The 24,610-nt window shown below is 57.6% G+C and carries 28 protein-coding genes; 3 read left to right on the top strand and 25 right to left on the bottom strand.

What is annotated here, in order from left to right:
* The first annotated feature begins 6 nt into the window (after window positions 1-6).
* Complete coding sequence (locus ABJT94_RS10395) at window positions 7-684, top strand: TrmH family RNA methyltransferase (RefSeq protein WP_348475412.1); 678 nt, start codon at window positions 7-9, stop codon at window positions 682-684.
* A complete protein-coding gene (locus ABJT94_RS10390) occupies window positions 681-1,841 on the top strand; it encodes a cation diffusion facilitator family transporter (protein WP_348475413.1) in 1,161 nt (386 codons plus the stop codon). Before ABJT94_RS10395 ends, ABJT94_RS10390 begins: the two co-directional genes overlap by 4 nt.
* Here the strand turns inward: ABJT94_RS10390 and ABJT94_RS10385 are convergent.
* From ABJT94_RS10385 to ABJT94_RS10335, 11 genes are all read right to left on the bottom strand, one after another.
* Window positions 1,819-2,202 (bottom strand): DUF2914 domain-containing protein, encoded by a 384-nt coding sequence (locus ABJT94_RS10385; protein WP_348475414.1) that lies wholly within the window; start codon window positions 2,200-2,202, stop codon window positions 1,819-1,821. The two genes, ABJT94_RS10390 and ABJT94_RS10385, sit on opposite strands and share 23 nt — an antisense overlap.
* Before the next feature lie 46 nt (window positions 2,203-2,248).
* The gene (gene aroC, locus ABJT94_RS10380) at window positions 2,249-3,352 is read right to left on the bottom strand and encodes a chorismate synthase (protein WP_348475415.1); all 1,104 of its coding nucleotides are present in this window, start codon (window positions 3,350-3,352) and stop codon (window positions 2,249-2,251) included.
* Window positions 3,353-3,484: 132 nt separating this feature from the next.
* Complete coding sequence (prmB, locus tag ABJT94_RS10375) at window positions 3,485-4,426, bottom strand: 50S ribosomal protein L3 N(5)-glutamine methyltransferase (RefSeq protein WP_348475416.1); 942 nt, start codon at window positions 4,424-4,426, stop codon at window positions 3,485-3,487.
* A gap of 107 nt (window positions 4,427-4,533) precedes the next feature.
* Window positions 4,534-5,163, bottom strand: a complete 630-nt coding sequence (locus ABJT94_RS10370) for a methyltransferase domain-containing protein (protein ID WP_348475417.1) — start codon at window positions 5,161-5,163, stop codon at window positions 4,534-4,536.
* 57 nt (window positions 5,164-5,220) lie between these two features.
* Window positions 5,221-6,057, bottom strand: a complete 837-nt coding sequence (locus ABJT94_RS10365) for an alpha/beta hydrolase (protein WP_348475418.1) — start codon at window positions 6,055-6,057, stop codon at window positions 5,221-5,223.
* 1 nt (window position 6,058) lies between these two features.
* Window positions 6,059-6,862, bottom strand: coding sequence for an alpha/beta hydrolase (locus ABJT94_RS10360; protein ID WP_348475419.1), 804 nt, complete (start codon window positions 6,860-6,862; stop codon window positions 6,059-6,061).
* A 74-nt stretch (window positions 6,863-6,936) separates the two neighbouring features.
* On the bottom strand, window positions 6,937-7,377 hold the full coding sequence (gene sixA, locus ABJT94_RS10355; RefSeq protein ID WP_348475420.1) for a phosphohistidine phosphatase SixA: 441 nt from the start codon (window positions 7,375-7,377) through the stop codon (window positions 6,937-6,939).
* On the bottom strand, window positions 7,374-7,670 hold the full coding sequence (locus tag ABJT94_RS10350) for a DUF4389 domain-containing protein (RefSeq protein ID WP_348475421.1): 297 nt from the start codon (window positions 7,668-7,670) through the stop codon (window positions 7,374-7,376). The genes sixA and ABJT94_RS10350 overlap by 4 nt, the downstream gene beginning before the upstream one ends.
* On the bottom strand, window positions 7,670-8,707 hold the full coding sequence (locus ABJT94_RS10345) for an NAD(P)H-dependent glycerol-3-phosphate dehydrogenase (RefSeq protein WP_348475422.1): 1,038 nt from the start codon (window positions 8,705-8,707) through the stop codon (window positions 7,670-7,672). The genes ABJT94_RS10350 and ABJT94_RS10345 overlap by 1 nt, the downstream gene beginning before the upstream one ends.
* A gap of 91 nt (window positions 8,708-8,798) precedes the next feature.
* The gene (locus tag ABJT94_RS10340) at window positions 8,799-9,221 is read right to left on the bottom strand and encodes an anti-anti-sigma factor (protein ID WP_348475423.1); all 423 of its coding nucleotides are present in this window, start codon (window positions 9,219-9,221) and stop codon (window positions 8,799-8,801) included.
* An 84-nt stretch (window positions 9,222-9,305) separates the two neighbouring features.
* Window positions 9,306-10,490 (bottom strand): response regulator, encoded by a 1,185-nt coding sequence (locus ABJT94_RS10335; RefSeq protein ID WP_348475424.1) that lies wholly within the window; start codon window positions 10,488-10,490, stop codon window positions 9,306-9,308.
* Window positions 10,491-10,623: 133 nt separating this feature from the next.
* On the opposite strand from ABJT94_RS10335, the gene ABJT94_RS10330 reads away from it, so the two are divergent.
* Complete coding sequence (locus ABJT94_RS10330; protein WP_348475425.1) at window positions 10,624-10,929, top strand: PilZ domain-containing protein; 306 nt, start codon at window positions 10,624-10,626, stop codon at window positions 10,927-10,929.
* A gap of 25 nt (window positions 10,930-10,954) precedes the next feature.
* On the opposite strand, the gene ABJT94_RS10325 is transcribed toward ABJT94_RS10330, so the two are convergent.
* The 14 genes from ABJT94_RS10325 to flhF all read right to left on the bottom strand — a co-directional run bounded on the left by ABJT94_RS10325 (window position 10,955) and on the right by flhF (window position 24,610).
* Window positions 10,955-11,749, bottom strand: coding sequence for a VacJ family lipoprotein (locus ABJT94_RS10325; RefSeq protein ID WP_348475426.1), 795 nt, complete (start codon window positions 11,747-11,749; stop codon window positions 10,955-10,957).
* 9 nt (window positions 11,750-11,758) lie between these two features.
* Window positions 11,759-12,181, bottom strand: coding sequence for a hypothetical protein (locus ABJT94_RS10320; protein WP_348475427.1), 423 nt, complete (start codon window positions 12,179-12,181; stop codon window positions 11,759-11,761).
* Window positions 12,182-12,273: 92 nt separating this feature from the next.
* On the bottom strand, window positions 12,274-12,753 hold the full coding sequence (locus tag ABJT94_RS10315) for a chemotaxis protein CheW (protein ID WP_127555241.1): 480 nt from the start codon (window positions 12,751-12,753) through the stop codon (window positions 12,274-12,276).
* Window positions 12,754-12,857: 104 nt separating this feature from the next.
* Entirely contained in the window at window positions 12,858-13,748 is an 891-nt protein-coding gene (locus ABJT94_RS10310) for a chemotaxis protein CheW (protein WP_348475428.1), read from the bottom strand.
* Window positions 13,749-13,829: 81 nt separating this feature from the next.
* Window positions 13,830-14,600 carry a ParA family protein gene (locus tag ABJT94_RS10305; RefSeq protein ID WP_348475429.1) on the bottom strand — a complete coding sequence of 257 codons (771 nt, stop codon included), beginning with the start codon at window positions 14,598-14,600 and terminating at the stop codon, window positions 13,830-13,832.
* Window positions 14,601-14,635: 35 nt separating this feature from the next.
* On the bottom strand, window positions 14,636-15,454 hold the full coding sequence (locus ABJT94_RS10300) for an OmpA family protein (protein WP_348475430.1): 819 nt from the start codon (window positions 15,452-15,454) through the stop codon (window positions 14,636-14,638).
* Entirely contained in the window at window positions 15,451-16,185 is a 735-nt protein-coding gene (locus tag ABJT94_RS10295; RefSeq protein WP_348475431.1) for a flagellar motor protein, read from the bottom strand. Before ABJT94_RS10295 ends, ABJT94_RS10300 begins: the two co-directional genes overlap by 4 nt.
* A 118-nt stretch (window positions 16,186-16,303) precedes the next feature.
* A complete protein-coding gene (locus ABJT94_RS10290; protein WP_348475432.1) occupies window positions 16,304-17,362 on the bottom strand; it encodes a chemotaxis response regulator protein-glutamate methylesterase in 1,059 nt (352 codons plus the stop codon).
* A 166-nt stretch (window positions 17,363-17,528) separates the two neighbouring features.
* A complete protein-coding gene (locus tag ABJT94_RS10285) occupies window positions 17,529-19,769 on the bottom strand; it encodes a chemotaxis protein CheA (RefSeq protein WP_348475433.1) in 2,241 nt (746 codons plus the stop codon).
* Between the two features lie 11 nt (window positions 19,770-19,780).
* Window positions 19,781-20,686, bottom strand: coding sequence for a protein phosphatase CheZ (locus ABJT94_RS10280; protein WP_348475434.1), 906 nt, complete (start codon window positions 20,684-20,686; stop codon window positions 19,781-19,783).
* A gap of 35 nt (window positions 20,687-20,721) precedes the next feature.
* Entirely contained in the window at window positions 20,722-21,108 is a 387-nt protein-coding gene (gene cheY, locus ABJT94_RS10275) for a chemotaxis response regulator CheY (RefSeq protein ID WP_127555234.1), read from the bottom strand.
* A gap of 439 nt (window positions 21,109-21,547) precedes the next feature.
* Window positions 21,548-22,282, bottom strand: a complete 735-nt coding sequence (locus ABJT94_RS10270; RefSeq protein ID WP_348475435.1) for an RNA polymerase sigma factor FliA — start codon at window positions 22,280-22,282, stop codon at window positions 21,548-21,550.
* 22 nt (window positions 22,283-22,304) lie between these two features.
* Window positions 22,305-23,129, bottom strand: coding sequence for a MinD/ParA family protein (locus ABJT94_RS10265; RefSeq protein ID WP_348475436.1), 825 nt, complete (start codon window positions 23,127-23,129; stop codon window positions 22,305-22,307).
* A gap of 110 nt (window positions 23,130-23,239) precedes the next feature.
* A complete protein-coding gene (gene flhF, locus ABJT94_RS10260; protein ID WP_348475437.1) occupies window positions 23,240-24,610 on the bottom strand; it encodes a flagellar biosynthesis protein FlhF in 1,371 nt (456 codons plus the stop codon).

The raw sequence follows: 24,610 nt of genomic DNA, 5'->3' as shown, positions 1-24,610 counted from the left end.
CACACCATGAGCCGTTCCCGTTTCGACAAATTCAAGACCGTGTTGCAACAGCGCCAACCCGATATGGCGCTGGTGACCGACCAGGTGCACAAGGCGCAAAACATCTCCGCCATGCTGCGCACCGCCGATGCTGTCGGCATCACCACCGTTCATATGGTGCAACCGGCCCGGGGCCGGCTGGTCTATCATCATACCGCCGGCGGCAGTTCCCGCTTTGTCACCTCAATAGGTCACCCCAGCATTGAAGTGGCGCTGCAGGCAGCCCGCGACCAGGGCTTAAAACTCTATGCCGCCCAATGGTCTGAGCGAGCCATCAGCTACCGGGACGCCGATTACACCCAGCCCTTCGCCCTGGTCATGGGTGCCGAAAAATATGGACTGAGCGAGACCGCCAGCGCTGAGGCTGACGTGCACCTGACCATACCGATGGTGGGCATGGTGGAGAGCTACAATGTGTCAGTCGCAGCCGCCATCATTCTTCAGGAAGCACTGCATCAGCGCCAGGCAGCAGGCCACTACCTGCGCCCCGTGGCTGAAGACGATGACTATCACCGTACCCTGTTTCGCTGGGCACAACCCAAAATGGCGCGCTATTGTGACCAGAGAGGGCTACCCTACCCGAAACTGGATGAAGATGGCGATATGATCCCGCCTACCGATGCAGCCTACCGGGGACGCGCATGACCACGAGCAACAATCAACCAGTACTGAGCCAAGAAGCACGTAAGAAAGTGATCGACCGCACCAACTGGATTTGCGTTGCCGTCGATGCCATCGCCTTCGTGATCAAGATCGTGGTCGGTGTCAGCGTCAAGTCACCGGCCCTGATTGCCGACGCCATGCACAGCCTCAGCGACCTGGCCGCCGATGTACCACTGATTATTCTGGCCAAGGTGTCCCATCACGATGCCGATGCCGAGCACCCCTATGGACACGCCCGATTCGAAACGCTGGGTACCGTTATGCTCGGCGGCTTATTGTTGGCGGTGGCCGCTGGCATCGCCTACGAAAGCATTCATTTGTTTTTTGAAGCTACCCGGCCTGAGCCAAGCCTCGCCGCTCTGGTGACCATACTGATTGCTCTGGCACTCAAGGAAGGACTGTTTCACTACGCCCTGTTCCAGTCGCGCCGGGCACGCTCGCCGTTGCTTGCGGCCAATGCCTGGCATGCGCGCTCCGACAGTCTTTCCTCGCTGGTGGTACTGGTAGGCGTTGTTGCCACAATGCTGGGTTACCCAACCGTGGAAATCATTGCCGCTGTTGTCGTTGCCGGTTTGATTGGGCATATGGGCATCAGTCTTACCTGGAATGCCCTGCAGGAGCTTGTCGACCGGGGCGTCGACCCGGAACAGCAACAGGCCTTCAAGCAAGTACTGGCCTCGGTACCTGGGGTGAAAGACGTTCACATGCTGCGCACCCGAATGATGGGGCCAAGCGTCTTTATTGACGCCCATATTCAGGTAGGCGGGTATTTGAGTGTATCAGAGGGGCATCAGATTAATGAGTGGGCCTTGCGGTCTATCAAGGAAAGGTTCAGCAATGTCACTGACGTTACCCTGCACATAGACCACGAGCCGGACTTGCCAGACGCAACGCCCGCGCCGCTGGCCCCGTTGCGCCCGGCGATCGAGAACCTGTTATTCGAGCGCGCCATACGCGGTTATGAACAGCTGAACATTCACTACCACCAGCAAAAAACGACACTGGAACTGACGGTATTACCCGGTCAGCTCACCGACGGCTGGCAGGCGACGTTTGCCGCCATCGTGCGGGAAGTCCCCTGGGTGGATGCCATCACCCTCAGCACGCGGGTCTGTGTTATCGATCAATCAGAACGCTGATGCTGCTGCGGGTCAGGGGGTTGCCCTGGGGCCCGAGCACTTCAACCGTCCAGAGACCATTCCATTCGGGCACCAGCTCTTTGCTGGAATAAACCCGCCAGCGTGGCCCCTCTACCTGAAAGGTAACGTCCGCCATTATTTGCCCCTCGAACCGCCAGCGGTGTGTCACTTCGGTTCCGGCCATGTCCACCAGTTCGGTGAAGAAGAACAGCGGGTTGATGTTGCTGGCTGTCGTCAGGTGATCGACCGGCTCCCGGTCGGTGATTCCCCGGGTGAAGTGGCTTCTGGCGACATCGGCCATGGCCGTACCAGCGATACCCAGTGCCAGCACTGCTACCATCAATTTTTTGGTTATTGTCATTCCCAACTCCCGCTTCGTCGTCACTGGGTGAGCACCTCAGTGTCGGTCAGTTATCTGTAACCTGTCCCGCTATGGGCGGCAACGGCGGCACCACCCCTGCATTCTGCGCCCGGTGGCGCAACAGATGGTCCATCAACACAATGGCCATCATCGCCTCGGCAATAGGCACGGCGCGTATACCCACACAGGGATCATGCCGCCCCTTGGTGATCATTTCAATTGGCTCGCCACTGCGGGTAATGCTTTTGCCAGGTACGGTAATACTTGATGTCGGTTTCAGCGCAATGTGCGCCTCAATCGCCTGCCCGGTCGAGATACCGCCGACAATGCCGCCTGCATGATTACTCAGAAACCCTTGCGGCGACAATTCATCGCGATGATGACTGCCCTTCTGGTTAACCACCTCAAAGCCATCACCGATCTCGACGCCTTTTACCGCATTGATGCTCATCAGGGCGTGGGCAAGATCGGCATCGAGTCGGTCAAAAATGGGTTCACCCAAGCCAGGCATCAGACCGGTAGCACGCACGCTGATGCGGGCACCAATGGAATCACCCTCTTTGCGCAGGGCCTGCATGTAGGCTTCCATTTCCGGTACTTTATCCGGGTCAGGACAGAAGAAGGGGTTGGTTTCAACCGCGTCCCAGTCAATCCGTTCAGCCCGAATCGGGCCGAGCTGGCTGAGGTAGCCCTGAATCTGAATGCCTCGTAACGCGAGGTACTGCTTGGCAATGGCACCGGCGGCAACGCGCATGGCGGTCTCCCGCGCCGAGCTGCGTCCACCACCACGATAATCCCGAAAGCCATATTTCTGGTCGTACCCATAGTCGGCATGGGCCGGCCGGTAGGTGTTCATGATGTCGCTATAATCGTTGCTCCGCTGATTGGTGTTTTCAATCATCAGGCCGATGGGCGTTCCTGTGGTACGGCCTTCAAACACACCGCTTAGAATGCGCACCGCATCGTCTTCCCGTCGCTGGGTGGTGTAGCGACTGGTGCCCGGCTTGCGTCGATCCAAATCGCGTTGCAGCACGGCTTCATTAAGCTCCAGCCCGGGTGGGCAGCCATCGACAATGGCGCCCAGAGCCGGGCCATGGCTTTCACCAAAGGTCGTGACAGTAAAAAGGGTGCCAAAAGTATTTCCAGACATGAGCGTGTATCACTCCATTAAAACAGGCCCGATACCGGGCCATATAAAAGGTGGGGCTGCGGTTGCTGGCCACGGGACTCGCAGTCAGCCTCATGCTGGCTTGCGCCCGAGTGTCTTATTCGCCGGCAGCGATCAAGCAAAATGCAACCTGAGTTCAGCCGCCGAGACCAGAAAAACACCGTGACCGCCCCGCTCAAAATCGGGCCAGTGCAGGTCCATATCCGGGTAGGCGGTCGTCAGGGCGCCAAAGCTGTTGCCAACCTCACAGACCAGCCAGCCATCGTCTGTCAGGTATTGAGGCGCTTCTCGCAGAATGCGGTGTACCAGCTCGAGGCCATCATGGCCGGCCGCCAGGCCAAGTCTCGGCTCGTGATGAAACTCGGCCGGCATGGTCGCCAGATCGTCTTCATCGACGTACGGCGGATTGGCGACAATCAAATCGTATTGCTCCCCTTCCAGTGTGGCAAACAGATCGCCCTGAAGCACCCGCACCTGATACCCCAGGTCTTTTTGATCCACGTTATCGACAGCAATGGAAACGGCTGCATCGCTGAGATCACTCAGGTCGACGCTGGCATCCGGGAAAGCACGCGCCATCGCAATACCAATACAACCACTGCCGGTGCACAGATCCAGAATCCGGTTTGGTGATTGCGGCAGCCAGGGCGAAAACCGGGCCTCTATCAGCTCGGCAATGGGCGACCGGGGAATCAGCACATCATGCGTGACCCTATACGGCTCGCCACAAAACCAGGCTTCTTCCAGCAGATAGGCTGTTGGAATCCGCTCGAGACAACGTCTGCCAATCAGCGTCCAGAGCAGTCTGCGCTCTCGTGGCAACAGGGTTGCCGACAACACCTCGGGCGGCGCATCCCAATCGAGATCCAGCGCACGCAAGCACAGAAACACCGATTCATCCCAGCCAGATTCGAATCCGTGTCCGAAAAAGACCTGGTGGGCGTCCATGGCGCTGGCGGCAAACCGCACCCAGTCGCCCAGGCGGGTAAAGTGCTCGATGCAGTCGGTTTGGTCGTCGGTACTGGATAAGTTGACCGCGCTGTCGATTAAAGCCATTGAAATTGAGGTTCCGAACGGTGACAAGTAACGCACAGTATACCCTGAGCCGACCGATAACTTTAACCGGTCTTCAACATTGGTTAACCGGATGTCGGCATGGCCGGTCAGGCAGGCAGCGAGAACGTCGCTGTCTGGGTCGGCGCTCCGAGCTCCGGGTCGGCTTCACCGATACCCGCGAAGCGCACGGCATAGCCGTTGCGAGCCGCCACCCCGCGCGACCACTGCATGAACTTCTGTCGGTCCCACTCAAACTTGTGGTCAGGCTCCCGAAACTCGCCGGGCGCAAGGCCCAACAGGGGATTGTACTCCCGGTTTGGCGTGGTCATGATCAGGCGGTGCGGGCGCATCTGCCCAAACACGGCCTGCTCCACCCGGGATAAATCGTTCGGTTTAACATGCTCAATGGTTTCCACCATGGCCGCCATGTCAAAACCAGTCAGCGCCGGGTGCGGTTCTGCGTAGGAACCGGCGACCAGCCTGAGCCGGCCGCTGGCCAGGCTGTCGGCGAACATATTTCGCGCAACCGCCAGCCCCACGCCGGAGGATTCCAGACCTACAATGTGTGAAAACTGTGGATCGTTGATCAACCGGACCAACAATGAACCGGAACCGCACCCCAGATCCAGCACCCGCCGTGCACCGCTTTGCCGGATGCGCTTATAAACGCTGTCGAGGCGTTCTTCATGCAAGGGCGACGTTCCGGGAACTGCGTTGGAAAGGCCGGCTAACTTCACGTTCAACTTACTCCCGGAGGTTCAGGTTAATGGGCGTTTGAAGGCGCTATGACAAGCTTAGGACGATGGGTCCAACAGACGCGAACGCACCCATCTGGCCAACGGCTGCGGGGTTTCCATATGCGCATGATGCCCTCCGGGAAACCGAGCCACACTGAGGTTTGGTGCGCAAGCCAGCCGGTCGTCGAGCACTGACCCCGCCGCACCAAGCGGGCTGTCATCAAACAGGGCCAGATCCAGCGGGCATTCTATACGACGCAACAGCGCCTGTACCTGATTTTCCGTCATGCGCCAGGCACTGTCCTGCCGCAGACGCCGATCATACCGATGGAACCAGCCGCGGTCATTCAACCCCACGCCCCGGCTCGATAAAACCCGGGCACTGGCCGGTGACAGGGGAAACCGGCCACCAACCCGAACCTGCCACAGGGCATCGGTTGTCGAGTAGTAGCGACGTCCGCCCGGGCTATCCTGACGTTGCTGATAGCTGCGCTGCATCCTGTCCAGATTGCCGTCATCGGTCTCGGACAGCGGGCCGAGCGCATCCAGGCAGATCAGTCGCTTGATGCGGGAATCCACCACCGCCAGCATTTGCGCCAGAATGGCCCCCAGCGAATGCCCGAGCAATGTATAGGTGTCCCAGTTCAGTTCATCCATGACACGCCCCAGCACCGGCAACCACTGGGTAATGGACCACCCCTCGGCCATGGCCAGTGCTGCCGAGTTGCCATGACCGGGCAAGTCCAGCGCCCAGATTTCGACTTCCGGCATGGCGGCGGACAGAGGTTTGAAACTGAAGGCGTTATCCAGAAAGCCGTGCAACGCCAGCACAGGTTGCCCCTGCCCCATCACGACACCCTGAACCTGCCCGCCCAGCAGGGAAATGGATTTCATATCAGGCAGCCTGATGCGAATGCAATCGATGAATGAGAGCCAGCACCTCGGCTGCGGTTTCATCCGGGTGCTCCAGCGGGAACATATGGCTGCCCGGCAAACGCGACCCAACCAGATTCAGCTTGTGCTTCATGCGCAGATACTGATGTTTGCGCACGGTATCGGTATCCCGTCCGAGAATAACGCCTCCGGGCACCTGCAACTGCCCGGGTTGCACCCAGAGGGTGTGTGGGACGGTGCGGAAAATGGCCAGTTCAACCGGTACTTCATAAGACAATTCGACACTTCCATCGGCCCCGGTACGGGTTGCACAAGTCAGATAGTCCCGGATGCACTCGGGATGAAAATGCCGGAACAGCCCTCGAGTCTGGAAGTAAGCCAAGGCATCATCAGCGCTGGGCCAGGTGCGTCGGCGGTGTTTTGATCGGCCGGCCGGCGTCAGGTTGTCAATAAGACCCAGTGCTTTGACGCTGCGCACCACCCAGCTTTCGAACCGGCTGAACAGTGGCACGTCGAGCATAATAATGCTGGAGAACAAGTCGGGACGCTCCAGTGCTGCCATGATGGTCAGGCCACCCCCCAGGGAATGACCGAGGCCAATTACCGGCCGGTCGCACTGCCGCTCGATGCTGTCGATTAGCTGTCGCTTAAGATGGGGCCAGTTGTTGGTCACCGGATACTCCGGGTCGTGACCGATCAGCGGCAGTGTCTTAAGTTCGACATGAGGCGCTAGGCCATCCAGCATGCGACGGTAACTTGCTGACGGAAAGCCATTGGCGTGTGCAAAATGGAGTTGGGGTTTCATAACAACCAGGGATCAACAGACCAACGACCAATCTACCCGAGTCATCCGGCAAATTCAAACGCTCGTTTGAACCCCTACTTTACCCAGAGCAGTTCAGCGCCGCCAGGCAGGAAATCGGATACATCCAGACAGGCAAGATTGGCGGTGCTTAGCGCCACGCCGCCCGGTAAACCGGTCAGTTGGCTCGCCAGTGAACTGAGCAGTGGGTTGTGTGCGACCAGCAATAACCGCTCTGATTTTATCGTCTCCAGCCAGGCCATAAGTGCCGGTACCGAGCTATCTGGCGTCAGCCCGTCGTGCAGTTGGTATGCCTGCTGACCAGTCGCCCACAACACCAGATCCGCCGTTTGGCGGGCCCGAAGATAAGGGCTGCAGTAAACCGCATCAAGTGGGGCCAGTTTCGCGGCAACCCGTTCAACGGCTTTCGTTCCAGCCGGCACCAGCGCTCGCGATGCATCATCGGACGCCCGGCCATAGGGCTCAGCTTCTCCGTGGCGCAGTAAATACAGAATCATGCAGCCTCGTCCAACTCGCTTTGCGGGTCATCCGGCCAGTCCCGAAACGGAAAGGGTTTGTCGTTGCTGATGAAGGTGAGGTAATCGAGCAACTGTTTCTGGTAGAGCGCCAGACGCCGACAAAACTTCGCCAGTTGCGGGTTGGGATCGTCGTCAAACCAGGCCAGTACCCACTGCACAATAGCAAGCACGCCGGTAACCAGCAGGCTGATACGCAGGACGACCCAGAACAGAATCATGCACAGCGCCCGGATAACCTGGTGCTCCTTTTCTTCCCGATTTAACGATGCCATCAGATACCCGCTCCCATGAATTCAACATCTTGCGCCAGATCACCTGCCATCAGCTGGCCGGCGACCGCGGCTATCGGTTTATCTTCATATATGATCGCATAAAGCCCGCTTGCCAGTGGCATGTAGATCCCCATTTCACCGGCCTTTTCATGCACCATGCGCAGGGTATTAATGCCCTCTGCGGTCTCGCCCACTCGCTTGATCGCCTGCTTCAGCGAATCACCCTCGCCAATATAGTAGCCGACCCGATAATTGCGACTGAGCTTGGAACTGCAGGTAACAATCAGGTCACCGACACCGGCCAGACCCAGAAAGGTCATAGGGTTGGCACCCAAGCGCACCGCAAAACGCGACATTTCGGCCAGCGACCGGGTGATGATGGCGGCACGGGTGTTCTCCGCCATCCCCAGCGCCGACGCCAGGCCGGTGATGATCGCATAGATGTTTTTCAGCGCACCGGCCAGCTCGACCCCGTAGATATCAGGGTTACCATACACCCGGAAATACTGGCTGCTCAGCATGGTTTGAACCCGGGCGCGCAGCGGTTGGCTATAGGATGCAATCACCGTGGCGGAGATCTGGTGATCGGCAATTTCCTTGGCGAGGTTAGGCCCACTGATGCAACCGATATCGTGCGCCGGTGCCAGATCATGCAGGATCTGACTCATCAGGCGGAAACTGCCGGGCTCTATACCCTTGGTTAGACTGACCAGGGCTGTGTGAGGCTGCAACAGCGATACCGCCTGCTCAACCACCGAGCGAAAGGCCTTACTGGGCACCGCAACAAAGACACAGTCGGCATCGGACACGGCCTCGTTCAGATCCAGCACCGGGGTCAGGTTGGCACTGAGCGCATACCCCGGCAAGTAACGGCTGTTCTCACCCTGGGTGCGAATGTCCTCCGCCTGTTTCTCACTGCGCATCCACAACCTGACGCGGTGGCCATTGGTTGCGGCGATGTTGGCAATGGCGGTGCCAAAACTGCCACCGCCGAGGACGGCAATCGTCTGTGGTGACCCTTCGTTGGCGTGTGTCACAAAAATGGTTCTCCCTAAACAAAGACGCGCAACGGGTTAGCGTCGCGCGTTCAAGACCTTTTGTACACCGCTGACCGGCCATTGCCGATAATCAGTGCGGCTGATTTTCCATACACTCAACCAGTTCCCGGAAGGTTTGCCGGTTCTGGTCGTTCAGTGACATCAGAATTTTATGCGCTTCCAGCACCCTTTCGTGGGCAGACCACTCGTCGAGCGGTTCCTGACTTTGTTCGCTCAGGGCATCCTGAGCCTCGACATCGGCATTGGGAACAATCACGAACACTCTATCCCGGAACCCCATGGTATCGACGATCCGGGTGATATCAGCTTTGCTGGAAATCAGCGTTGGCACATGGCCCATCACCGGCGTTGCCAGACGGGAAATTTTCGCCAGAAGTCCGAGACTGGTGCTGTCGATGCCTTCGGCATCGCTGAGATCAACAATCACAGAAATGAAGGCGGGATCTTCAACCATATTTTTCAGGCAGGTATCGAGTGTCGTGCACAACGTCATGCGCACGTCTCCTGTCAATTTAATGACATAAGAGCCCGACTTGTTCGCCATTAAAACGCGACCGGTACTCATCTATTATCCGACCTACTTAACCCTTTCAACCGTAAGGACTGTAATGTCGTCTGAGGCAGACCGGGTTTTCCCCTCACTCGTCATCTGCGTCAAAACGTGCTGCATAGTATGGGTTGGGTCAGCGCCTAACTCAAGCAAATGCGCCTCCTTTTCTTGCAAAGATACGTCAGCCAGCAACTCGAGAAAGCCATCGGATACGACAGAAAGCCGCTCGAATCCGTCCAGTTTCTGACGCCTGTTTTCAAACATCGCATCGTCGAACAGGCCCACCGCCAGACTTTCCGGTTCAATGGCGCGGCAAACCTCACGGGTACAGAGTACGGGCGCCGGAAAGTGCGCCGCCGAGGCGTAATCGAGGGTGTTATCTTCGGTATCAATCACCCCGTAGAACATGGTGGCATGCTTGCCGGTCTGGGTGCGAATCAACTCCAGATTGATCTGTCGCAAAACCTGCGCCGGAATGAGCACCACGTCAGACGCATCGTTTTCCATTTCATCACGGAGCCGGTCTATCTGATTCTTGATCAGCAAGGTGATCAGGGCCGAACTGGCGCCATGCCCCGACACGTCGGCCATGTAAAACACCAGCTTACCGGGAATGACCTGGAAATAATCGACCAGGTCGCCACTTAAGTAGTTGGAAGGCACCATCTGGTGGCTGATGCGATAGTGATCGTGAGTTAGAGCAAATTCAGGCAGTAACCGCTGCTGCACGGCTCTGCCCGCCTGCAGATCGAGCTTGAGTCGATCCACGTGATCCTGCAATTCCTGATTGCGGGATTCCAGCTCCACCCGGTAGCGGTAATTTTCCTTGACCAGAAAGGAGCGCTCCAGCGCCCGTTCAACCGAATGCTCAAGCACACCCAGATCGACTATGGGCTTCATCAGGTAATCGCTGGCGCCGAGGCGCAGTGCCTCAACCACGTCGGTCATCACACCGGCACCGGATACAACAATGACCGGCACTTCATCGGTCAGCTCCATAATGCGGCGCAACAGTGACAGGCCATCCATAACCGGCATGCGCAGGTCACAGATGATCAGATCCGGTGATTTCTTTTCGTATAAGGCCAGCGCTTGCTGGCCATTCTCGGCTTCCAGCACGGTATAGCCGCTGTCTTCCAGGTAGGCGACAATCGAGTCCCGGATGGCTTGTTCGTCATCAACAACCAAAAGTGTGGCATCTGTGAGTGGCATCTTGTTGACTTCCCCAGGGTAGTGCAGGCAACTTAACGGGGTGGGTCAGCGAACGCAACCACTGAATGGCGTGGTGATCCCGAAACAGCTTGTCCAAACCGACGCACGACCCGAACGGGACAGAGAGGTGACCATGAGCACAGCGGACAAAGACTATGGTGAAAAGCGCGACTTCATACGCATGACCCTTAACGCGGAAGCCCTGATACACCTGGCCGATCAAACCCCACTCCTGACCGCCCAGTGCACCGACCTGAGCGCCACCGGCATCAGCCTGGTGGCCTCACAGCCGCTGGCAAAAGGAACCGAGGTGGGGGTAACGATCGAATCACCCAATGAACAGTTTCGCTCTCTGGATGCCAGGGCCCGGGTACTGCGTTGCGATGCGAGGGATGATCAGAGCTATCAGCTGGGCTTGGAGATACTCAGCCTGCGATAACCGCTCATCGTCGGTTCGGGGTAGATTAGAACGATTCGTCAATAAAGGCGTCGTCCGGGTCTTCTGCTCCCCCGAACCCCCCCTCGTCAACAAAGTCTTCATCTGAAGCGGATGAGCCAACCGGCTCGTCCAAAAAGCTGTCGGATACGTTTTTGCCATCAGACACATCGTAATTGCGTTTCGACAAATAAGCCTCGCGCAGTACCAGATACCCGTCTCCGCTCATCAGCCGATCAGACCCCAGCAAGTCGGCACGGGTCTGCAAGCCGTCCAGCGTTGCCAGTCCGCTGCGCTCAACCAGGTTGAAATCGGAGTACTGCAACGGGCTTAGCCAGATATCGCCCAGGAAGCCCGAGCTGTCGCGAACGGTGGAGGGCCCCAGCAGGGGTAATACCAGGTAGGGTCCTGGCCCCAGGCCCCAGACACCCAGTGTTTGCCCGAAGTCTTCGACTTTACGTTCGATTCCGATGTGACGCGCGACGTCGAATACCCCCAGCAAGCCCACCGTGGAGTTGATCAGAAAACGTCCCGTTGAGGAGCCGGTCGCACGCCATTTACCCTGCAACAGGTTATTGGTCGCGTTACGTACTTCACCAATGTTCTGAAAGAAGTTGCGCACACCCCGCTCCATCGGATCGGGGGTGACGGTCTGGTAGGTCACCGACAACGGTCTCAATACGGCCTGATCCAGGCCGTCGTTGACCCGGTATATAACCCGGTTGGTCGACTCGAAGGGGTCATGACTCTGAGCCGCAGCCAGCGGTGTCAATGCCACAAGAGATAGGCTGGCAGCGATTCGAATAGCCTGGATCAGAGTCAAGGGGTGTCCTTATGCGGTATGTCGGGTTTCGCTCATCCATTGCGCCAGAGCTTGCTCTGCCCGGCTTTGTGAGCGTACTGGGGCTGGCTTCTCTATGGGCGCCACCTTCGGCTGTGCCCTGGGCCGCTCTGCTTCGGGCGCAGGTTCGGGGGCTTTGTCAGATTGCATCAGCAATTGTTCAAACGGGCTTGGCTGGGTACGCAATTGTTTTTCCAGATGTTTTACCCGGTGACCCACACCAATGGCACCCTGCCCCATCATTTTGACTTCCTGGCGCAATGCCTGATGGGTTTGCCCCAACCGGGCTTCCAGCTGACGCAGTTTCCGCCCGTGGCGCCAATGTACCAGAGCCAGCAGGATGATCAAACCACCGATAACCAGTGTGGGCCCTAGCGAAAACTTCTGTGCGACCCAAAGTTCTGTAAATGCCATACGATGCTTCCCCCTGTCCAGTCAGACTCTTGACGTTTCAGAGGGTTATGCATAAGTTGCGCCACCGCAGTTGATTATTCAGTCAGTGATGCTCAGAGGTCAGCTATTTCCGCCCATTCGCGCTCGGTCAGCAGTTTTTCAATTTCAATAAGAATCAGCAGCTCATCGTTCTTATGGCAGACGCCCTGTATGTAACGGGCACTCTCGTTACTGCCGACATTGGGGGCCGTTTCGATTTCTGACTGACGCAGGTAGACCACTTCCGCCACTGCATCGACCATAATCCCGACGACCTGATCCTCCGATTCCAGAATCACAATACGGGTATTATCGGTCACATCGGCCGGTGCCAGGCCAAAGCGCTCACGGGTATCCACCACAGTGACCACGTTGCCGCGCAGGTTGATAATGCCGATCACATAACTGGGCGCACCGGGTACCGGCGCAATTTCGGAGTAACGCAGTACTTCACGTACTTGCATCACATTAATGCCGTACGTCTCCTCGCCCAGACGGAAGGTAACCCATTGCAGAATCGGGTCGTTTCCGGTCTTCGCTGTTTGTGCTGTCATAGCTCACCCTCATAAATGCTGTTGCGACTGCGTTTCGTCACTATAGTGTACTCCAGTTGCCCGTCCAGCGCCTGATTCCGATTCGCCGCGAAGCCCCGGTCGGGTCAGGCACTGCGAGCCTTGAATGCGGTTCTGGCGAATTCGTGTAAATCCACCAGGGCACACATCCGGTCAATGATGGTGCCGGCAAGCCAGGGGCGACTGGTGCGGGCACTGCGCCATTTGACGGCGTCGGGCTCCAGTGAAATTGAGCCTTCGATCTGATGACAGCCAAAAGCCCAGTCCGAGCCATAAACGCCAACACCAAAGGCAAGCTCTTCAACACTCTCCGGGCGATATCGCTCTGGCATAACCAGTCGTGCGGTATCCACTACCCTCAGGTTGCGTCCGTTTTGCACTGGCAACAGCCCCAGAAACCACTCGGGCTGATCAAACAGCGGAGTCAGATCCCGGTCCAGAGGGTGAATGTTGCCCAGCAAGATCAGTGGTACGGCCAGTTTCAGGCCGTCGACCACAAAGACGAGACAATCAAACCGCTGCTGTGCCCAAACCGGCCTGCCATTATCGAGCCAGCGACTGAGGTCGTTGTCATCCGACTCCGATTCCGGTGCGGTGATTGCCGCAGAGGCGGGCTCCGCAATCTCAACTGAAGGGATATCCTCAGCCAGGGGTTCGGCAGGTGTTGATTCCACCGTTGGTAGCGTCGCTTCCTGGATTTCCAGCTCAGGAAGTTGAACGTCTACCTGCTCGGTTGCTGGCGCGGGGGTTACCAGCGGCCGAGCCACATCGACGACGGGCGCTGTAACCGGTGGATCTACGACCGGTGCTGGCTCTGCCGGTTTCGACGGAGCCTCGGGTTGGGGTTCAAGGTCAGAGTCTGGCCAACGAGCGTCATCTGCCTCAGTCGCGGTGTGCAACATAGCATCCAGGTAATTGGCCAGTGCCACATCGGTAGCCGATACTTTTACATCGGTCGTACGCGTTGTCTTTACCATACCAGGCACCCGTCACCCCGGGCTTTCAAGCCAGCAGACGGCACACTCCGACAGGATGCATCAGTATAAAGACTCATCACCCTACCCCAACGCCATCAGCGACTTCAGCAAGGACTGATAGGCACGGGCGCCCCGGGAATCCGGCGCCAGCTGGTTGATACCCACCCCTTCCCGGCTGGCATCGCGCAGCCGGGTATCCACCGGTATGGCAGATTGCCAGATATGCCCTTCGTGCTGCTCACGCAGCGTCCGCAATGCCTTAAGCGATGCCTGGGTCCGCCGATCAAACATCGTCGGAATCACCAGATAATCGAGCGTTCGTTTTTGCGAAGCGGTGACCATGGCTATGGTATGCACCATTCGCTCCAGCCCCTTGATGGCCAGAAACTCGGTCTGCACCGGTACCAGCAAGCGTTTGCAGGCCGCCAGGGAGTTAATCAGCAAGACGCCGAGAATCGGCGGTGTATCGATAATGGCGTAGTCAAAATCGTCCCACAGGTGCGCCAGCGTCTTGGACACGACCAGGCCCATGCCATCTTGCTGGCTGACGTTACGCTCCAGGGTGGCCAGCGCGGTTGAGGCTGGCAGCAGGAATAAACCGGGTTGCGAGGTTTCCAGCAACAGCTGGCCAGGCAGGTCTTCCGCTACTTTGCCCTTGTTCGCAAACAGGTTGAAGGCGCTGTTGTCCATGTCGTCCGGGTTATGGCCAAAATAGCTGGTCAGAGACCCCTGGGGATCCAGGTCAAATATCAGCACCCGCTTGCCTTTTTCGGCCAGCATGGCGCCCAGAGAAACCACTGTTGTGGTTTTTCCAACACCCCCTTTTTGATTGGCTACCGACCAAACGTGCATGACAACTCCTCAACCTATCTGCTCAACCTGGCCCATCAATTAGCCGGATCATCATTCACCGGTGCGGCAGTTGGCGGCACCAGAACATTGGGCGTATTCAGCCGGGTTATGACGATGCTTACCCGGCGATTGCGCTCTGCCCGCGCTGCATTGGTTTCATCAAAGCGCGGCTGATACTGGCCAAACCCCAGTGCTGATAAGCGCTCCGGGGCAACCCCACCCTGCTCCAGGTATTCAACGACACTGACCGCCCGCAACGCCGAAAGGCCCCAGTTGCTAAGCTCGTCGTTTCCCGTGGGCGACGAGTCGGTGTACCCTTCAACCGCCACCGGATTTCGCAACGGCGCCAGAACCTTGGCCACTTCGTACAAAACCGCTTCGGCGCTGGCTGTTATATCGGCCGATCCGGGAGAAAATAAAACGGGCTCTTCCAAATTTATCGCCAGCCAGTTTTCCGTGCCACTGACGCTGATCAACTGATCCTGAATCAGTTGCTGAAATTGCTCGTCGACTTGTTGCCGCACCTGCAGCAAGGTCGATTCCTGCTGATAGGTCTCAGTATCAGACACGTCTTCACGGGTAGACGGTATCGGCTCGGGCCGGAACAGGGGGTTGAACACATCAGGGCCCTGCGGGGTCGCACTCAACTCAATGGGATCGACGCTGCTCGGTCGCACATCGAATATCTGTAACAGGTTCTGACTCACCGCCTGAAATTTGGACTCATCAATGGATGAGATGGCATAGAGAAAAACAAAGAACGCAAACAACAGAGTCAGGAAATCGGCGTAGGAAATCATCCAGCGGTGCGTCTGGGCGCCCTGAAACCGGGTACGGCGACGGTGACGTCTCACGGCCGATATTCCTTCAGTCGGCGCTCAAGCACCCTAGGATTTTCGCTATCGGCAATGGCCAGAATACCGTCCAGCACCATGTCTTCGAAGCCAAAGCGGGCTTCGGCCATGCTTCTCAGACGCGCCGCAACGGGCAAAAAGAACAGATTGGCCAGCCCCACCCCATAGATCGTGGCGACAAAGGCGGTGGCAATACCGGCGCCGAGTGCGGCCGTATCCTCAATCTGGGTCATCACCTGTATCAGCCCCAGCACCGCGCCAATAATCCCCATGGTGGGTGCGTAGCCACCCAGAGAGTCAAACAGATGAGCCGCCCGGAGGGTGCGACTCTCGCGACTGTCCATCGACACCTCCAGGCTGTGACGGATTTTTGTCACGCTTTCGCCATCGACCAGCAACTGCAAGCCAAGACGGACAAAGTCGTCCTGTTCACGGTTCGAATCTGCTTCCAGTGACAAAAGCCCCTGGCGACGGGCAATCTGGCACCAGCGAACAAGCTTCGCCTCAGTCGCTTCCGTTTGCCATTGAGCGTGACTGAAAATACCGGGAAAGAGGCGCCATGCCAGGCGCCAGGTGGAAAAATCGGACTGGATCATACCCGCCGCCAGCGTCCCGCCCAGCACGATCAGGGCTGCCGGGATATTGGTCAGCGAACCTGCTTGTCCGCCTTCCAGCAAATGACCGCCAAATACGGCGATCCAGGCCAGAATAAGGCCAGCCAGCGCTATCATCTCTACCCCTTTTGTCTTATTGGCGGACGGTGTTTGCCCTTTTACATCCATTCCGGAATATAAAGCAATGCCCGCGCCAAGTATCAATTTTGCTCGACGGAAGAGGAAATTGAACCGGTCAGGTCAGAACCTCGACCAGGCGCCGCGCAACGTCGGACAGTGGAATGATTTCATCGGCCAGGTTCGCCTTGACGATAGCAGAGGGCATGCCATCAATAACGCAGGTACTTGACTCCTGAGCCCAGACCACACCGTTGGACTGTTTGATCAGACGAGCCCCTTCACGACCGTCGGCCCCCATACCGGTCAGCACGACCGCTAGAACATTGGCGCCGTAATACTTAACGGCACTGCCAAAGGTCACGTCGACCGAAGGCTTGTAATTAAGCCGTTCATCGCCCTCAAAAATTTTGATGCGACCCTTGCCGTTCAGCATCATCTGCATGCCACCAGGCCCCAGCAGGGCTTCTCCGGGGCGCAGTGCATCGCCATCTTTGGCCTCACGGATGCTGAGCGGGCATTGGCGATTCAACCGGTCTGCAAAGGCACCGGTAAAGGTTCCGGGCATGTGCTGAATCATCAGGATAGGTGCAGGAAAATTCGCGGGTATTTGCGTCAGAATCTTTTGCAGAGCTACCGGGCCGCCGGTCGAGGTTCCCAGCATCACCAGATCAAAGCGCTGGGTGTAGCGCTTGCGGGCACTCGGCCTGGCCGGGGGCGCAGGCGCGGGGGCAGGCGTTGGCCTGGACAGCGTTGACACCGGCACCCGATGGCGCCGGGCTTGTCCGGCCATGGCCAGAATTTTTTCGCACAAGGCGCGCTTGAGCGCGTTGGGGCCGCCTCCCACGTCCTCGTAACTCTTGGGCAGAAAATCCACCGCGCCGGCGTCGAGCGCGTCGAGGGTGACACGGGCACCAGCCTGAGTCAGCGACGAGAACATCAGAATCGGGGTCGGCTGTTTCGCCATGATTTCGCGAACCGCTGAAATACCATCCATCAGCGGCATTTCGTAATCCATGGTCACGACATCGGGTTTCAGGCGGACGGTCTTATCTACGGCTTCACGACCATTGGTCGCTTCACCGATGACATTCAATTCAGGGTGGGAATTGATCAATCCGCGAATGCGGGTTCGGAAAAAGCTGGAATCGTCTACGATCAGCACCGAAATGGGCATTTACTTCTCCCTGGAAGGAAGTGTGTCCTGGCGGGCGCCCTGGCATGCCAAGTGGGGTTCCGCCTCTCTTGTTGTATTGGGTCGAGGGTGCGCGGCTGAGGACGAGCCTGCCATTAAGGCTCCCACTCTACCGCCCGACCTTGCATCACGCCAGACACCCCTCGAATCAGGGCCGGGCGTAGGCCTTGAGCAAACCGGGTACATCCAGAATCAGGGCGATACGGCCATCTCCGGTAATGGTTGCACCGGACATGCCTTCCGTACCCTGTAACATCTGACCCAGGGGCTTGATCACCACCTCTTCCTGGCCGACGAGCTGGTCCACCACAAACCCGACCTTCTGGGTGCCTACCGTCACGACTACAACGTGCCCGGTCTCTTCGCCCTCGGGCATCGATTCCCGGGTGAGCCAGCGTTTAAGATAGTACAGCGGTATTGGCTTGCCACGCACCATCACCACTTCTTTACCGTCAACAACGTTGGTGCGGGTCAGATCGAGATGGAATATCTCGTTAACGTTAACCAGCGGCAGTGCAAATGCTTGGTCGCCCAACATCACCATCAGTGTTGGCATGATCGCCAGCGTCAGCGGCACCTTGATGGAAATGATGGTACCAACGCCCATTTGAGAGTCGATGTCGATTGACCCGTTCAACTGGGTAATTTTGGTTTTTACCACGTCCATGCCGACACCCCGGCCGGAGACATCGGAAATCTCGGTCTTGGTACTGAAGCCCGGGGCAAAAATCAGGTTAAAGCATTCGGCATTGCTGAGACGGTCGGCGGCTTCCTGATCCATAACGCCACGTTTGACGGCAATTCCGCGGAGTTTATCCGGGTCCATCCCGCCGCCATCGTCGCGAATGATCAGCAGGATATGGTCGCCCTCCTGCTCGGCCGACAATACGACCTTGCCGGTGCGGGGTTTTCCGGCGGCTTCACGGACTTCCGGAGTTTCGATGCCATGATCCACCGAATTGCGTACCAGGTGAACCAGCGGGTCAGCCAGGGCATCCACAAGATTTTTATCGAGGTCGGTTTCCTCCCCGATCAGCTCCAGCACAATGTCTTTTTTCAGGCTCCGGGCCAGATCCCGTACGACTCGGGGGAAACGTCCGAAGACCTTCTTGATCGGTTGCATGCGAGTCTTCATGACCGAGGCCTGCAAGTCGGCCGTCACCACATTCAGGTTGCCAACGGCTTTCTGCAGGGTCTCGTCATCCAGCTCGACTCCCAACCGAACCAGACGGTTACGAACCAGCACCAGCTCGCCCACCATGTTCATGATGTCGTCCAGCCGTTTGGTATCAACTCGAACGGTTGTGTCCTGGGCGTTGGCATTGGCCCGTTCCGGCGCGGCCGGTGCCGGCTCTGCCTTCGCGGGACGGGGCGCCTCGGCTTTAGCCGCCGGTGAGGCTGGTGCAGGCGCCTTCTTTGCGGGCTCGGTTTTGGCGGGCTGGGGTTTCACAGGTTCAGCGTCGGCAGGCTCAGTAGCCTCTGCTTTGTCGACCGGCGTCTTAGCACTGGTTGCGGCGTCTTCAGCGGGCTGGGCCGCATTGGGAATCGCCTCTACCTTGAATTGGCCTTTGCCGTGAAGTTGATCCAGCAAGGCTTCAAATTCATCATCTGAGATTTCATCGTTGTTTGCCGGGGTACCCGCTGTCGTCTCCGCTTTCGGTTTTTCAGGCGGCTCAGGAGGCTGTGCGGCAGGCTCTTCTGCGGCAGCGGCTGCCGTGCCATCGGCATTGAATTTGCCCTTGCCATGCAGTTGGTCGAGCAGTGCTTCAAATTCGTCGTCGGAAATTTCATCGCCATTACCACTGGCCGACTCAGCCGCGGGCTCGCTTGGTGACGCCGGTGAGGTTTCCGCGCCGCCTTTGCCGGCTTCCAGAGCATCGAGCAAGGCTTCGAACTCATCGTCGGTAATGTCGTCGCCTGCCGCTGGTTCTGGCGACTGGGCCGGTGCTTCAGGCTCCGGTGCCTCATCGCTAACTACACCGATCTGCTCACCCGGCACCTGAGGTGCGGCATACTGATGAAGCAACTCAACCAATTCCGGATCGGCCGGTTCGGGAGCTGCACCACTGCTGACCTGGGCAAACATGTCGTTGACGGAGTCGAGCGCTTTTAATACAGCGTCCATCAAGTCGGCATCGATGGTTCTGTGCCCGTTACGCAGCGTATCAAAGACGTTTTCAGCCGCGTGACAGCAGTCGACCAGTGCATTGAGTTGCAAAAAGCCGGCGCCGCCTTTAACCGTATGGAAGCCCCGAAAAATCGAATTGAGCAGATCCCGGTCATCCGGGCTCTTCTCTAGGTCGATCAGCTGTTCAGACAACTGCTCCAGAATCTCTCCGGCTTCGACCAGAAAGTCCTGTAATATCTCTTCATCCGCTTCGAAGCCCATTGGCGTGCTCCTTAAAACCCAAGACTGGACAGCAGATCATCAACATCGTCCTGATTGGCAACGACGTCTTCTGCAGCTTTGTTGATCTGTGGGCCTTCGCCCTTGAGCCTGTCGGTCTCCTTCTCAGGTTCGCCATCCCTTACTATGCCGGTAATTTCTTCCACCTGGCTGGCCATAAACACCAGATCGACCAGGCTCGCTTCCACTTCCTTGACCAGGCCGGTTACCCGATTGATCACCTGGCCAGTCAGATCCTGAAAGTCCTGAGCCATCAGAATATCGGACAAATGCTGGTAGACACTCTGCGACTGAGTTGTGACCTGATCAAAAAACGCATCCACTTCCCAGTACAGAGACCGGAACTCATCGGCACTCAAATCCCGATCGACCAGCCGTTTCCACTCTGTTTTTAACCGGGTCGCTTCGGAGGTCAGTCCGGCCACGACCGGCATGCTCTCCTCGACCAGGTCGAGCGTTGTGTTCGCGGCCTTCTCGGTCAGTTGAATCACGTATTCCAACCGGTCGGTTGCGTCGGTCATTTCCGACAGAGCTTCTACCCGCTCACTCGGGTCGGAGTCGATGTGAAAATTGGTGATGGCGCTGTGCAACGCTCGTGTGAGGCGGCCCACTTCCTGATACAGGCCGCGATCGCGGGCATCCTGCATTTCCTGAAGGGTCTCCAGCGCTGATTCAACTTCGCCTGCTTCAATCCGACGATGCAATTCAGCCGCTTTCTCTTTCAATACCGCTGAAAACTCACTGTCACCGCTGCCAGCCTGACGGGCATGTTGCAAAGTTACCAGCGTCGCAGCCGCCTCGTCCATATGGCCGTCTTCAACCTGGTTTAGCAGTACGGGCGCCAGTTCTTTCAAAGCATTGTGAAAATCAAGCGCTATCGGTTTGCGTGCATCAGCCATGGTGGCCTCTTTTAACTACTGGGACGTTTCCCGACTTAACCGTCGACACGTTCGAAGATTTTTTCGATTTTTTCTTTCAGCGCCGCGGCCGTAAATGGTTTAACGACATAGCCGTTCACACCAGCCTGGGCAGCCGCTACAATCTGGTCCCGCTTCGCCTCCGCGGTCACCATTAATACTGGCGTCCCCTTGAGGCGCTCATCGGCCCTAATCTTTTTAAGCAGATCAATACCGGTCATGCCCGGCATGTTCCAGTCGGTCACGACGAAATCAAAATCGCCGTTTTGCAACATTGGCCAGGCCGTGTTGCCGTCATCCGCTTCGTGGGTGTTACTAAAGCCCAGATCTCGCAGCAGGTTCTTGACAATACGGCGCATTGTCGAGAAATCGTCCACTACCAGAATTTTCATGTTCTTGTTCAAGATGACCTCCTAAAGCCTCTCCCGAATGGTACCGTCCCAGTCATAATAGACTCTGACATCCGGCAATCCAGTCCTGTAACCCTCAGTACGGTGCACTACCGCCCTGCCGGTCACTGACCTGCTCCCAAAACTGTCTGACAACCAGCCGCTGTCTGCCCAAGGTGACAAGGCAACGGGTCGACACCCATGACGCGCTCGTCGGACACGCTCTCCAGGTTCAATGATGATTGAACACCCGGGCCACTGACGCCGCTCCAGAAGGACCCAACTGGAAAAGTTATCGACCGGTGATCACAATAGTTTAGGGGGGAAATTGCCGAACCTGCGTATGAATTCGTCGCTAGTTTACCCCATCGTGAGGGTGGGTAAAGCGCGGTGTGGCTTTCTAAGCCAGGTTGGGCCGTTGCAACATGCCCAGCGAGCAACCCGGTAAGGTGCCTCAAGTGTGGGACGTGTCGGCTTGCCAGTCCCGAAGTTTGGACCGTAACCGCAACGCCGCCTGACTGTGGATCTGACTGACACGGCTTTCACTGACACCCAGTACCGCGCCGATTTCCTTGAGGTTCAGTTCTTCATCGTAATACAGAGAAAGCACCAGCTGCTCGCGTTCGGGCAGTTGTTTGATGGCTTCTGCCAGATGCAGGTTAAGCTGGTCGTGTTCGACATCCATCGCCGGCAGCGGCGTCTGGCTGTGATTGGCCTGATAGTCCTGCAAGTCGCCGTTGCCCTGCTCCATCAGCTCTTCGAAGCTGAACAGGCGCGACCCGTGAGTGTCTTTGAGCAACCCGTAATAATCGTCGAGGCTCATGCCCAGTGAGGTTGCCACTTCCTGGTCCTGGGCGTCCCGGCCCTCGCGCATTTCAATCTCGCGAATCGCATCGGCAATTCGCCGTGAATTGCGGTGCACGCTGCGAGGAATCCAGTCACCTTTGCGCACTTCATCGAGCATGGCGCCGCGAATGCGAATGCCCGCATAGGTCTCGAAACTGGCTCCTTTGGCGTTATCGTAGTTCTGAGCCGCCTCAAACAGACCGATCATTCCGGACTGAACCAGATCGTCCAGTTGCACACTGTCCGGCAACCGCGCCAGCAAGTGGTGCGCGATGCGTTTGACCAGTACGGCGTGATCATCGACCAATTGGTTGTAATCAACCTTTTTTTCGGTTTGATACATAGTGTACTGCTGCACCGACATCTCAGGCGACTCCCGCTCCGTTGACGAGTCGCTCAACAAAAAACTCCAGATTCCCTCTGGGAGTGCTGGGCAATGGCCAGGTGGCCACTTTCTGGGCAATCGACCGGTAAGCTACTGACGCTTTTGAACGCGGGTAAGCTTCTATTACGGCCTTTTGCCGTTGAACCGCCTTGCGCACCGATTCATCCATCGGTACCGACCCCACATACTGCAGGGTGACATCCAAGAAGCGGTCCGTCACTTTGGACAACTTGTTGAACAGGTTTTGCCCTTCCGACGTCGTACGCACCATGTTGGCCACGACGCGGAAGCGGTCGACCTGGCAATCCCGGTTGAGGACCTTGATCAAGGCATACGAATCGGTAACCGAGGTAGGTTCATCGGTCACAACAATAATAGCCTCTTGGGCGGCCCGCACGAAGTTGGTAACCGTTTTGGAAATACCAGCCGCCGTATCGACGATAAGCACATCCATCTGGTCGCCAAGTTCACTGAAGGCGGCAATGATACCGGCATGCTCACGCTCACCGAGGTTAGCCATTTTCTGGGTTCCGGACGAGGCCGGGATGATCTTCACCCCCCCTGGGCCAGGCACGAGTATGTCCCGCAATTCGGCATTGCCATTGAGCACATCGCTGATGTTACGGCCAGCGGAGATGCCCAGCAGAATGTCAATGTTGGCCAGGCCCAGATCGGCATCCAGCAACACCACACGCTTGCCAAGCTCAGCCAGGGCGACCGCCAGGTTGACCGACATGTTGCTCTTGCCAACACCGCCTTTGCCGCCGGTGACGGCAATCACTTGAATAGGATTCAAACCACTCATTCGATTCTATTTCTCCAGTCTTGCCACAGTATAGGCAATTAGCGTCACTTTGTCGGTGCTTGTGTTCAGGCCAGGCTGTTAGCGCCAGCGACGATGCTCAACCCGGGTAGTCAGCTGGCATACGCCAGTTTGGTTTTTGTGTCACTTAAGCCTCTGACCAGCCGCTTTACCAGCGAAACCGGATCACCCAGGGCGATATCCGCCGGAATGTTCTGTCCATCGGTCGTGTACCAAAGCGGCCACCGATACCTGAGGATAGCGTCAAAAATTCCGCCAAAACAGGGGGCTTCGTCGAGCTTGGTGACGACAACGCCATCAATCCGCCGTCCCGGAAAGCCTTTGATGTATTGACTCAGGCCATCGGCATGCGCCGTCGCGGGCAATACCATCACGGTCTGAAGCCGCTGATCCAGGCCGGTATCGATCACCTGCTTCCGCCAATGCGCCAGTGCCTCGCGGCTGCCGCTGGAGTCGATCAGTACCAGGTCACGATCGGACAGACCTGCCAGCACGTCAGTCAGCGACTCGTCTTCTTGTAGCCCCACAAAATGCACACCCAGTATCCGGGCGATGTTTGCCAGCGCATCCTGGGCACCCATCTGAAAAAAATCGGTGCTGACAATGGCAATGCCCGCGCTGCCGTGGTGCTTGACATAGCGGGCCGCCAATTTGGCCAGCGTCGTGGTTTTACCTGCACCGGTGGGTCCGCAAAGCGCAATATGGCCACCCTGTACAACCGGGTCAAAAACCGGCGCGGTCATGCCAGCTGCAAGGCGCCCCATTACCCGGCGCCAGTTGATATCCAGGCTGGTCTCGCTGTCGAACTGACGCAGCAGCGAGCGTTGCACCGGCGAACTTAACCCCAGTGTCTGCAGACGGGCTTCGAGCCGCTCTCGCTGTGGCGACATGGCCGAGGGTGTTGCCGACTGCAGATGTTCGGTTTGCTGAATCAACAACTGACGCAAGCTATCGATCTCTTCGCGCATGGCCCGCACCCATTGCTTGTCGTCTGCACTGCGCTCACCGGCAGCGTCGCGCCGCGCCTGATGATCCTCGCCCCAGCGCTCTACCGGCGCCGGCTCGGGCCGCTCGGGTCTCGTGGCTGCGGGCGCAGGCCTGCTCAGTGCCGATGCTGCCGCCTGAGTGCGCTCCGGGGCAACGGGTGCCGGTTCGGCATCGGTACCAGCAAACGCGGCCCGGGTCTGGGGTGCCAGCGCTTCCAGCAAATGCTGCATGGACGCCGGGTCCAGTTTGGTGGAACCGTTACGCTCGGTTGATGCCTTAATGATGGCTTGAGGGTCAACGGCCGCTGGCTGGTTGGCCTGGTACTCCGCCAGTTCGGCTTCGTCGACACCGGCCACTATCTCCAGCCCGCTGGCCAGCTTCTTGTTCGATAAAATGACCGCACCCGGCCCCAGGGCTGCGCCTATCTGCTTCAGACCAACCTGCATGCTGGGCACCACAAAGCGTTTAACTTTCAT

The organism is Saccharospirillum sp. (genome assembly GCF_039982735.1).
In the GTDB taxonomy this organism is placed as follows: Bacteria; Pseudomonadota; Gammaproteobacteria; order Pseudomonadales; family Natronospirillaceae; genus Saccharospirillum.
The sequence above is the reverse complement of the archived record's forward strand: the minus strand, read 5'-3'. Positions and strand labels throughout refer to the sequence as shown.